10 protein-coding genes are annotated in these 10179 nt (G+C 63.5%); 6 read left to right on the forward strand and 4 right to left on the reverse strand.

Annotated elements, in window-relative coordinates; all coding sequences use genetic code 11:
• Positions 1 to 122: 122 nt before the first annotated feature.
• Positions 123 to 1490, reverse strand: a complete 1368-nt coding sequence (locus TSA1_RS09585; RefSeq protein ID WP_174718837.1) for a flippase — start codon at positions 1488 to 1490, stop codon at positions 123 to 125.
• Between the two features lie 164 nt (positions 1491 to 1654).
• Positions 1655 to 2494 (reverse strand): protein-disulfide reductase DsbD domain-containing protein, encoded by an 840-nt coding sequence (locus TSA1_RS09590; RefSeq protein ID WP_100176134.1) that lies wholly within the window; start codon positions 2492 to 2494, stop codon positions 1655 to 1657.
• A gap of 142 nt (positions 2495 to 2636) precedes the next feature.
• On the opposite strand from TSA1_RS09590, the gene TSA1_RS09595 reads away from it, so the two are divergent.
• A complete protein-coding gene (locus TSA1_RS09595; RefSeq protein ID WP_100176135.1) occupies positions 2637 to 3281 on the forward strand; it encodes a YqgE/AlgH family protein in 645 nt (214 codons plus the stop codon).
• Between the two features lie 94 nt (positions 3282 to 3375).
• Here the strand turns inward: TSA1_RS09595 and TSA1_RS09600 are convergent, their stop codons facing one another.
• Together TSA1_RS09600 and TSA1_RS09605 are read right to left on the reverse strand one after the other, a co-directional pair.
• Complete coding sequence (locus tag TSA1_RS09600) at positions 3376 to 4263, reverse strand: TauD/TfdA dioxygenase family protein (protein ID WP_100176136.1); 888 nt, start codon at positions 4261 to 4263, stop codon at positions 3376 to 3378.
• A gap of 97 nt (positions 4264 to 4360) precedes the next feature.
• Positions 4361 to 5140 (reverse strand): SDR family NAD(P)-dependent oxidoreductase, encoded by a 780-nt coding sequence (locus TSA1_RS09605; RefSeq protein WP_100176137.1) that lies wholly within the window; start codon positions 5138 to 5140, stop codon positions 4361 to 4363.
• Positions 5141 to 5238: 98 nt separating this feature from the next.
• Between TSA1_RS09605 and TSA1_RS09610 the strand changes: the two genes are divergently transcribed.
• From TSA1_RS09610 to TSA1_RS09630, 5 genes are all read left to right on the forward strand, one after another.
• Complete coding sequence (locus TSA1_RS09610; RefSeq protein WP_100181055.1) at positions 5239 to 5976, forward strand: SDR family NAD(P)-dependent oxidoreductase; 738 nt, start codon at positions 5239 to 5241, stop codon at positions 5974 to 5976.
• 76 nt (positions 5977 to 6052) lie between these two features.
• On the forward strand, positions 6053 to 6424 hold the full coding sequence (locus tag TSA1_RS09615) for a CsbD family protein (protein WP_100176138.1): 372 nt from the start codon (positions 6053 to 6055) through the stop codon (positions 6422 to 6424).
• A gap of 114 nt (positions 6425 to 6538) precedes the next feature.
• Entirely contained in the window at positions 6539 to 7747 is a 1209-nt protein-coding gene (locus tag TSA1_RS09620) for a hypothetical protein (RefSeq protein ID WP_145984289.1), read from the forward strand.
• Between the two features lie 281 nt (positions 7748 to 8028).
• The gene (locus TSA1_RS09625; RefSeq protein WP_100176140.1) at positions 8029 to 8889 is read left to right on the forward strand and encodes a class I SAM-dependent methyltransferase; all 861 of its coding nucleotides are present in this window, start codon (positions 8029 to 8031) and stop codon (positions 8887 to 8889) included.
• A 132-nt stretch (positions 8890 to 9021) separates the two neighbouring features.
• Positions 9022 to 10101: an acyltransferase family protein gene (locus TSA1_RS09630; RefSeq protein ID WP_100176141.1), complete on the forward strand. Its 1080-nt coding sequence runs from the start codon at positions 9022 to 9024 to the stop codon at positions 10099 to 10101.
• Positions 10102 to 10179 lie beyond the last annotated feature (78 nt).

Raw genomic sequence — 10179 nt, forward strand, 5'->3', positions numbered from 1 at the left:
CTTGGGCAGAATAAGAAAAATTTTATCGCGGGTTGAAGGAGGGGAGGCGTTTTGCCTCGTTCCCGTGGCTGCGCTGACAGAGCCGTTCCCCAACGGCAGCAAGCATCGAGGGTGCACTGCGCCTATTTGCCAAATGCCAGCACGTGCAGGCCGAGACGCTGCCGCACGATCCAGAACAACAGCACCGTCTCGAAGGTGAGGGAGATCGAGGTCGCGGCTGCGGCGCCGTGGCCGCCGTAGCGCGGTACCAGCGCGATGCAGAGCACGACGTTCATCACGAAGGCCAGTGCATAGGCGAGCGCGCAGATCTTCTGCTGACCGAGCATGTTGAGCAGCCGCTCGACCGGCCCGATCGCGGCGCGCACCACGAGCCCGATCGCGGCGACGAACATGATGTCGTAGCCGACCACGAATTGCGGCCCGAACAGCCAGAGCAGTGGCTTGCCGAGCGCGAGCAGCACGATCGTCGCCGCCAGCGACGGCCAGAACGTCCAGCTGATGGCGTGCGCGACATAGGCCGACAGCCGCGCCTTGTCGCCGCTGGCGTTGTATTCGGCGAAGCGATGCGCGGTCGTCGCCGACATCGCGTAGTGGATGAACGAGACCAGCGCCAGCGTCTTCACGACAGCGAAATAGACGCCGACCTCGTCGGAGGGGCGGAACTGCTGCAGCACCAGCACGTCGGTATAGGACAAGAGCAGGTAGAAGCTCTCGACCAGCAGGATCGGCAGTGAGACCGCGAGCCAGCCGCGGATGTCGTACGTCTTGGGGCCGGACGGAATGTGATCGGCGAGCTTGCGGTTGAGCACCGCCATCTGTCCCGTCATCGCGATCCAGACCGCGCCCGCGCTCGCGGCCATCGCGGCGACCGCGCCGAGATGATAGCCGAGCAGGAAGGCAGCGCCCGTGATGCCGATGATCAGCGCCTGGCGGATGATGAATTGCGGCATCAAGCCGAGCTGCATCCAGTCATGCGAGCGCGCGATGCCGTCCTGGGTGTTGGCGACGACGAAGGCGGGCAGTGTTATGCAGCCGATATAGAGCGGCAGCACCTCGGCCGGATCGATCCAGGGCGACAGCAGCCTGACGATGCCGGCAAGAGCGAGTGAGACCAGCGTGGAGACGGCAAGGGTCAGCCAGCGGCTGCCGGAGAGGAAGCCGCGCAGCAGCGCCTGCTCGCCCCCGGCGCGGTACTCGGGAATGATCTTCTGCGCGGAGGCCGAGATGCCGAAATCCATCATGCTGCCGAGCAGCAGCACCCAGGTCCAGACATAGACATAGATGCCGTAGTCGGAGGTGCCCATCCAGCGCGCCAGCAGCACCTGCGAGACATAGGCAAGGCCTGCGCTGATCACGCGGATGATGAAGATGGTGCCGGCCAGCCGCCGCGTCAGCGATGCCTCGCTCGGGCCGCCCGTCAGCCTGGCCCGCAGCCGCGCGATCAGCCCGGCCGGTCCGGTCGTTGCGGGTTGTGCATCCATCACGGCCAATTCGAAGATCCCTCAGGTCGCCCGGCATGCTGCGGCAGATGAGGAATTAGCAACCATTCGTTAAGATTGGGTTGGGCGGGGCGCTGTCTCGCCACCATACGCTTGTCAGGGACGACGTCTGAAACCAGGGCGCGAGTCGAGCAACTCACTCGCGATACCGACGATCACTCCAAATTCGTATTGAACTCGTACGACTTCTCAGGCCCGACCAGCGTGAATTTCAGCGCAGCACCGTCGGGCTTGGCGCCGGGCGGCAGGCCGTCGAGCTCGAAGGAAAAGCGCTTCACGCCGGCCGGGCTGTCTTTGACCGGCTCCGGAATCGGCAGCGCCCAATCGGGCGTTGGCCCTTCCACGTACAGATTGACGTTGCGGCTGTCGGGCGTGACCACGTCGACCACCACGTTCTTGGTTCCGTCGCGCTTGACGTCGCGGATGGTGAGCGGATTGGGATCGCCGATATTGGCGGGCTTCGGCACGGTGTCGAGCGCGGCACGCAAATTGGCGTCCTCGGTCGAGGCGACGTTGTTGAAGCCGAGCTCGATCTTGGCTTCGACCGGAATGCAGAGCTTCTCGCACACCGCGTAATTGATCTCGGCGCGCAACGTCACGGGCTTGTCGGCCGCCTTGGCGACGATGCGCAACGGCAGCACGATCTGGTCGTGATAGCCGATCGAATGGCCGCCCGCGCCGTCGTCGAATTTCAGCGGCGCAGGCCACATCACCGTCACCGCCTCGACGTTGTCCGACTTCGAGAAGTCGAACCGCGGCGGAACGCCGGAGTCGCCGGGGATGCGCCAATAGGTCTTCCAACCCTGCTGGAGCTGGAAGGCGATACCGCCGAGCAGCACGGCGCCACTTCGCGATCCCGCCAACAGCCGCACTGCGGAATGTCCGTCGCGCTGCCATGGCGACGCGTCATCGGCATGGGCTGCGACGGCCAGAGACGACGCAAGCATGGTTGTCGCGACGCCGATCGCCGCACGCAGGGGAACTCTTGTCAGCATGGCACGTCTTTACAGGGGCGCACCCCGGCAAACCATTGAATTGCTTGTGATGGATGCACTTGAATCGAGTCTCTGCAAGCCTTGATTTGACAGCGGCTAGGTCCGACATCAGGATAGGAATTGAAACCGGAGTGCTTCACCGATGGCTCCCACAGGAAAGAGAACGGGCGAAAGCACCCGCCGGGGGGGGGCCGCGCTGCCCAATTCGGCCGGCTATCTCGACGGCCGGCTGCTGATCGCGATGCCTGTGATGGGCGATTCCCGCTTTGAGCGTTCGGTGATCTATCTCTGTGCCCATTCGGCAGAGGGAGCCATGGGTATCATCGTGAACCATCCGGCTGGCAGCATTGACTTCCCCGAGCTGTTGCAGCAGCTCGGCATCATCAAGAAGGGCGAGCACATCAAGCTGCCGGAGAATGCCGAAAGCATGAAGGTGCTGCGCGGGGGCCCGGTCGACACCGGCCGCGGTTTCGTGCTGCATTCCAGCGACTTCTACATCGAGAACGCGACGCTGCGGATCGATGACGGCGTCTGCCTCACGGCGACCGTCGATATCCTGCGCGCCATCGCCAACGGCTCCGGCCCCAAGCATGCCATCCTCGCGCTCGGCTATGCCGGCTGGGCGCCGGGCCAGCTCGAGACCGAGATCCAGAGCAACGGCTGGCTGCATTGCGATGCGGATGCGGATCTGATTTTCGGCGACGACGTCGACGACAAATACAACCGCGCCCTGCAGAAGATCGGTATTGATCCCGGCATGCTCTCCAACGAGGCCGGGCACGCGTAGTTGCTCAGACGCTCGCGCCACAGTCTCGCTGTCGTCCCGGATCTGCGCTCTGCTCCGCTGCGCTTGTCCGGGACGACGGCGGAGTTTGTAACTGCTACTCCGCCGCCTGCTGCTGCACCGTCGGCTCCGTCCCCGCCACCGTCGCCCTGCGCATGTCGCGCGGCTGGGACTGGTCGTAGCGGCGGACGCGGTGCATGGTCTGGCGATTGTCCCACATCACGAGGTCATGCAGCTTCCATTTGTGGACGTAGACGAACTCCGGCTGCGTCGCGTGCTCGTTCAGGTCCCGCAGCAGCAGCCGGCCTTCGGGCATGCTCATGCCGACAATCTTGCCGGCATGCGATGAGAGATAGAGCGACTTACGGCGATGCACGGGGTGCGTCCGCACCAGCCGCTGCAGCACCGGCTTGAACATCGCCTTCTCCTCGTCGGTGTACTCGGTGAAGCCGAGCGATCCGCGCGAATACATCAGCGAGTGCTCGCAGACGAGGTCCTCGATCTCCGCCTTGGTTTCGTCGTCGAGCGCGTCATAGGCTGCGCGCATGTCGGCGAATTCGGTGTTGCCGCCCTTCGGGTTCACCACGCGCGCCGACAGCAGCGAGAATTTCGCGGGGATCGGCCGGAAAGAGCTGTCGGAGTGCCACAGGCAATTGCCGAGGTTGAACAGATTGGCGCGGCTGTCTCTCGGCAGCGGCTTGCCGTCCTTGCCGAGGTTGGAGACGTCGTTCAGGCCCGAGGTGAGACGGTATTCATCTGCCTTGGTGATGTTGCCGCCGCGCGCGTCCTCGCGCTGACCGAAGTTCAGTGCGAAGGCCATCTGCTGCTCGTCGGTGATGTCCTGGTCGTGGAAGACCAGCACCGCATATTTGTCCATGGCGGCCTCGACCTCGCGCGCCTCGGCCTCGGTGAGGGGCTTTCGCAAGTCGAGGCCGGAGACCTCGCCGACAAAATGCTTCTGAAGCTGCCGGATGGCGATCGTCATGGCGTTTCTCCCACAGGTCGCGAGCGGTTGGTCCCGCTCTGTCGGCGAAAAAGCTACTCCCGCGCTCGTGCTTGTCAACGCTTCGAGCGCATGCCTCTCACGCGTTCCGCGCCATCAGCCCGCCGTCGACCGGGATGACTGCGCCGGTGAGGAAGGACGCGGCCGGCAGGCACAGGCTCAGCGTCATATGCGCGACCTCTTCGGGGGCGCCGTAGCGGCCGAGGGCGGTGCGACGCTTGGCGTAGATCGTCTTGTGCTCCTCCGAGATGCGGTCGGTGATACCAGTGCGGATCGGACCGGGGCAGATGCAGTTGACCGTAATGCCCTCGCGGCCGAGCTCCACGGCGAGCGAGCGGGTGAGGCTGGCAACGCCACCCTTCGCGGCCGAATAGGGGCTGTGCAATGCGGTGGCGCCGAGCGCCTCGGTCGAGGCGATGTTGACGATGCGCGGGCTCTTCGACTTGCGCAGATGCGGCAGCGCGGCGCGGATGATGCGCGGATGGGCCGTCAGCATCACGGCAATGCCCCTGGCCCAGGCGTCCTCGTAAGTCTCGTCGTCGATCGCGACGCGCACGGAGATGCCGGCATTGTTGACGACGATGTCGAGTCCGCCGAAATGCGCGGCAACGTCAGCCACGACACGCTTGATCTCGCCGCCGTCGGCAACGTCAAGCTTCCACGCCTTCGCCGCTCCGCCGCTCGCCGCGATCTCCTTCGCAACCGCATGCGCGCCCTGCTCGTCGTAATCGGTGACGGCAACGTTCGCGCCCTCGTTTGCGAACACGCGCGCGGTCGCTCGCCCCATGCCGCTCGCCGCGCCGGTGACGAGAACGGTCAGGCCCTTGACGGACCGGCTGAGCTGCTTGAACTCGGACATGCTGTTTCCTCGGGAAGCTGCTTGTTCTTGTTATGATTGACAAGGCTGGCACCGATCCGCAGACAGGTCAAACAAGCAAGACAAAAGGGGAGGCCGCGATGGCGAACGAGCTCGATTTCTCAGGCAGGCAGGTGCTGGTCGTCGGCGGCTCGAGCGGGATCGGCAACGGCATCGCGCAGGCGTTTCGCACCAGGGGCGCCCAGGTCGCGGTGTGCGGCACGCGTGCTCGCGCAACGGAATATTCTGCGGAGGAAGGCTCCGATCTCACGGGCCTCTCTTATGCGCAGCTCGACGTTGGCAGTCCCGGCGCGATCGAAGCGTTCAAGCCGGCCTTCGACAGGCTCGACATCCTCGTGCTGGCGCAAGGCGCGGTGCTCTATCGGCGCGGCGAGTTCGAGATGGCTGGCTTCCGCAAGGTGGTCGAGGTCAATCTGATGAGCCTGATGGCCTGCGCCACGCGGTTTCATTCCATGTTGCGGGATTCCAGGGGCGCGCTGATCATGGTGTCCTCGACCGCAGCATATCATTCCACCATGGGCAATCCCGCCTACAACGCCTCGAAGACCGGTGCGGTCGGATTGACGCGGACGCTGGGTGAGGCCTGGGCCGAGGACGGCATCCGCGTCAACGGCATCGCGCCGGGGCTCGTCGACACCAAGATGACGAAGGTGACGACCGACAATCCGAAGCGGCTTGAAGGCGCGCTCGCGCGCATCCCGCTGCGACGATTGGGCACGCCGGCCGACATGGCGGGCGCCGCGCTGTTCCTGGCCTCGCCGCTGTCGTCCTACATCATCGGGCAAACCCTCGTTGTCGATGGTGGGCTGATTCTGTAGGGCAACACTTTCGTCCTGACTTGGAACTGCGCCGCTCCTGATCTGTTACTTGGGCTGACCCCCGAGGAGGAGCTTCATGGACACGGATCGGATTGTTGGATCGGCCAAGGAATATGCCGGACGCGCGGAAGGCGCGATCGGAGACACGGCAGGCGATGCCAAGACGCAGGCATCGGGCAAGGCGCGCGAAGCTGCAGGCACGGTGCAGAATCTCTACGGCCAGGCCAAGGATGCCGTGCGTGACGCCACGGATACCGCAGCGAACTACGCCAAGGACGCCTACGACAACAGTGGCGAGACCTTCCGCGACGGCACGCAGGCGCTGTCGAAGAAGGTGCAGGACAATCCGCTCGGCGCGCTGCTGGTGGCGGGCGGCATCGGCTTTGCGCTCGCGCTGTTGATGTCGCGCCCCGCGCGGCGTCCTCCGCCGTCGCGCTGGCGCTACTAAAGCGCGATGAGATTTGGATGAATCGTCATCGCGCTTTAGGTTGTTGTTTGCGCATGATCTTTCCGGAAAACCGCTTCGCACTTTTCCGGATCATGCTTTAGGACTGATCCGACCATGGATCTAAGTCTGCCAGATCGGCCTCTCCCGCACGCCATCCGCCGCTCGGCAATGACGATCATGTGGGCGTGCACCGCCGTTCTCATGATCGGCCTGTTCGTGGTCATGGCCCGCGAGCCGTTCGAATACGTGGACGATCTTGCGTGGCTTTACCGGCTCGGCAATCAACGATTCGCCGAAATCCCCTTTAGCCCGGCTTGGATGGACGGCAGCCCGTTCTATCGGCCAGGTGCGGAGCTCTTGCTGAAACTGCTTCATTCCGCCTTTGGCTGGCATCTTTTGCCCTATCGGATCGTCCAATTTGGCGCTTTGCTCTTACTGTTGTGGACGACATCCGTCGCGGCGGCGCGGCTAAACCTGCCGGGTTCAACGGTTCCACTGCTTGCCGTTTTTCTGATCGGATCTCCGTTCATATCGGGGTCGGTCATATGGCTGAGCGAATTGCCTCACGTTGTCGTTTTGATCTGCTTTGCGGCGGGTCTGGCTGTTGTCTTCTCTTCGCGGAGCGAAGGCATGAAGCTGACTCTGTGCGCCATCCTGTTTGTGGCGGCTCTCTCGATGAAGGAGAACGGCCTGGCTCTGCTGGTTTTCTACCCTTTTCTTGCGGCGTCTTTGCCGGTTAGGGCAACGCTGGTTTTCGGAGCCATCACGCTCGGATATTTCGCGATGAGAGCCGCGACCATCGGCCACGGAATGGGTCTGGCCAACGCCAGCCCGGTCGACATTCATTCCTATGTCGTCAACATCGCGTCACAGGTCATCGCGCTTTGGACTCGCCTGACCAAATGGGGAGAGCCGATACACGAACTTCGCTACGAGACTCCTCTGCAATTGGCATCGACTGCCTTGATCGCATTGCTATTGCCGAAATGGCGAAGCAGACCGGCGATATTGCTCCTCATTGTCGCTCTTGGCTGCGCGGTTTTCTCCTACGCCTATGCGAGGGATCGTCATTTGGCGCTGCCGGCGCTTGCCTACGGCCTGCTGCTCGCCATGGCGACGTCTAGTCAGCGGATTCGCTGGTTACCCGTTCTTGTCTGGATGGCCTGGTCCGTGCAGGCAGCACTTACGGTCCGGGATGTGCACAGAGCCTCCGTTGACCTGATCGAGCGAGTCTATCGCCCGAACGTCACGCCACCGATGCCGGCCCTTCCCGTGCATGTATGGGAAATAGCAAGGTCAACAGCACTCTCCCTGAGAAACTAGGCACCGAAGCATAGCGAATGCGAGGCTTCAGGCGAATTCGTGTCAGCATCCGCTCTTGAGCCGTGTTTGGTTATTGTCACATAGTTCGACGGCGTTCCGATCTCGATAGCCATGGAATTCGTCGCCGGGCCCAGACCGATAGCCACGTCACTTTAGGCGGAGACGTGCCGGCCCCGCCGACCGAGATGCACTCAGACAATGGAAATCTGATAAGAATTCCCGAGAACGGATACGATCCTGCAAGGACAAATGGCGCGCGAGCGCGTGCGGCGAGGAGCCCAATGCAACAGACCAGCGGAAACGAGCAAAATGCCGATCAAATCGCCTATTGGAACGGCCCGAGCGGGCAGCGCTGGGCCGATCGCCATGCGGCGCAGGAGCGCCTGCTCGGCCCCATTGCCGAGGTGCTGATCGACCGCGCCAAGCCGAAGCCGGGCGAGCGTATCCTCGATGTCGGCTGCGGTTCGGGGGCGACGACTTTCGCATTTGCGAAGGCAGTGGCGCCTGACGGTTTTGCACTCGGCCTCGACGTGTCCGAGCCGATGCTGTCGCAGGCACGCGCGTTTGCGCCCAAGGGGCTGCCGCTCGATTTCGTGCTGGCGGATGCCACCGTCTACCCATTCGAGCCGGCGAGCTTCGATCTGCTCGCCTCGCGCTTCGGCGTGATGTTCTTTGCCGATCCCATCGCGTCCTTCGCCAACCTGCGCCGCGCGCTGAAGCCCACAGGGCGGCTCGCCTTTGCCTGCTGGCGCGAGCCGAAGGAAAACCCGTGGATGATGGCGCCGTTGATGGCGGTCTACAAGCATGTGCCGAAGATGCCGCCGGTGGGACCGGAAGAGCCGGGCCCGTTCGCCTTCGCCTCGGAAGAGCGCGTGACGCGCATCCTGAAAGGCGCGGGATTCGTGGACGTGGCGATGGAGCCGCACGATCTGCCGATGGATGTCGCGATCGGCGGCGGTCTCGACGCGGCGGTCGACGGCGCCCTCCAGATCGGTCCGGCCAGCCGCGCGCTGCAGGGGCACCCGCCGGAGACATATGAGGCCGCAAAAGCCTCGATCCGCGAGATGCTCACGCCGTTCCTGAAGGAGCAGAGCGTGGCGCTGCAGGGCGCGATCTGGATCGTGACGGCGAAGGCGACGTAAAGCGCGATGAGATTCGGAGGAACCGTCATCGCCCTTCAGGTTGTTGTTTGCGCCTGATCTTTCCGGAAAACCGCTTCGCACTTTTCCGGATCATGCTTTAGGATGCGTCATCCGAACTGCGCGTGAGCGGACATGCCGAGTGACGCAAGGCCGGGTGCGCTCGCAGGCGTGGACCGGAGGGGAGACGCTCAACGTCATGGCCGACTGCCGGGCGTGCAGCTCGGGCGCGCGGTGGCCGCTCTGGCCGTATTCTACTTTCACACGCATCTCGCGCTGATCTATTTCGACAAGTCGCAGCTCGTCACCTGGAAATTTCTGGCCGATCACGGAGCCGACGGGGTCGATCTGTTCTTTGCCATATCCGGCTTCATTGTCTGCTACGTCTCGACGGCGCCGGGTTACACGCCCCTAAGTTTCCTCGCCAAGCGCTTTTTCCGCATCTACCCCCTCAACGCGCTGGCCACGCTGGTGATGATCGTTCTCTTCAGCCGCAGCATCGGGGGGCCGCCTCAAGAGATCGAGCTGGGGCGGATATTGCGGTCGCTCCTGATCGTTCCGCAAGCCACACCGATGAACTCGGTCGGCTGGACACTCGAATACGAGGTGATTTTCTACCTCGTCTCCGCAGTGCTCATCCCGCTCGGCGGAGTCCGGCTGTTGCTCGTCTGGTGCGTCGCGGCTGCCTGGGTCGGGCGCGCGATCGAGCCTCAACCTCCGATCATCGCCCGTTTCGCTGACGGCCATTATGCCGACTTCGCCGCGGGCGTGTTCGCCTACATGATGATCGGACGGCTCTCCCCGCGCTGGAGCTCCAGTCTGGGGCTTCTGGCGCTCGCGGCCGGTGCGTATGTTTTCGGTCCGCGATTGACGGTATGGGCAACCCCCATGGCGTGCTGCCTGGCCGTCGCCGGCCTGGCGCTTCTGCCGGCGGCGCCGCGCTTGCTGGTCAAGCTTGGCGATGTCTCCTATGGCCTTTATGTGTGGCACTGGCCGGCATTCATGTTCTTGCCGTGGCTGGCGGCCTGGCTGCACTTCGACAAGGCGAATGGCGAGATCTGGCGCTGGATCATGCTCGTGGTGGTCATCGCGATCGCGTCGGCGTCCTGGATCTTGCTCGAGCGTCCGATCAATCGCTGGGCGGCGCGTTGGCTGGCGCGACGTTCAAAGAACGGCGTCATTGCGGGCGCGGCCAGCTCCGACGTGACAGCTTAGAGCGTTTTCGAGCGAAGTGGACACCGGTTCGCGTGAAGAAAACGCGTCAAAACAAGAATCTAGAGCTTCGGTTCTGAT

The organism is Bradyrhizobium nitroreducens, assembly GCF_002776695.1.
GTDB classification, from domain to species: domain Bacteria; phylum Pseudomonadota; class Alphaproteobacteria; order Rhizobiales; family Xanthobacteraceae; genus Bradyrhizobium; species Bradyrhizobium nitroreducens.

What these genes read in the sequence shown, in the direction of transcription:
- TSA1_RS09610 (WP_100181055.1), top strand. Translation starts at nt 5,239, where the DNA reads ATGGCGAACGAGCTCGATTTCTCAGGCAGGCAGGTGCTGGTCGTCGGC.
- TSA1_RS09605 (WP_100176137.1), bottom strand. Translation starts at nt 5,140, where the DNA reads ATGTCCGAGTTCAAGCAGCTCAGCCGGTCCGTCAAGGGCCTGACCGTT.
- TSA1_RS09630 (WP_100176141.1), top strand. Translation starts at nt 9,022, where the DNA reads ATGCCGAGTGACGCAAGGCCGGGTGCGCTCGCAGGCGTGGACCGGAGG.
- TSA1_RS09590 (WP_100176134.1), bottom strand. Translation starts at nt 2,494, where the DNA reads ATGCTGACAAGAGTTCCCCTGCGTGCGGCGATCGGCGTCGCGACAACC.
- TSA1_RS09600 (WP_100176136.1), bottom strand. Translation starts at nt 4,263, where the DNA reads ATGACGATCGCCATCCGGCAGCTTCAGAAGCATTTTGTCGGCGAGGTC.
- TSA1_RS09615 (WP_100176138.1), top strand. Translation starts at nt 6,053, where the DNA reads ATGGACACGGATCGGATTGTTGGATCGGCCAAGGAATATGCCGGACGC.
- TSA1_RS09595 (WP_100176135.1), top strand. Translation starts at nt 2,637, where the DNA reads ATGGCTCCCACAGGAAAGAGAACGGGCGAAAGCACCCGCCGGGGGGGG.
- TSA1_RS09625 (WP_100176140.1), top strand. Translation starts at nt 8,029, where the DNA reads ATGCAACAGACCAGCGGAAACGAGCAAAATGCCGATCAAATCGCCTAT.
- TSA1_RS09620 (WP_145984289.1), top strand. Translation starts at nt 6,539, where the DNA reads ATGGATCTAAGTCTGCCAGATCGGCCTCTCCCGCACGCCATCCGCCGC.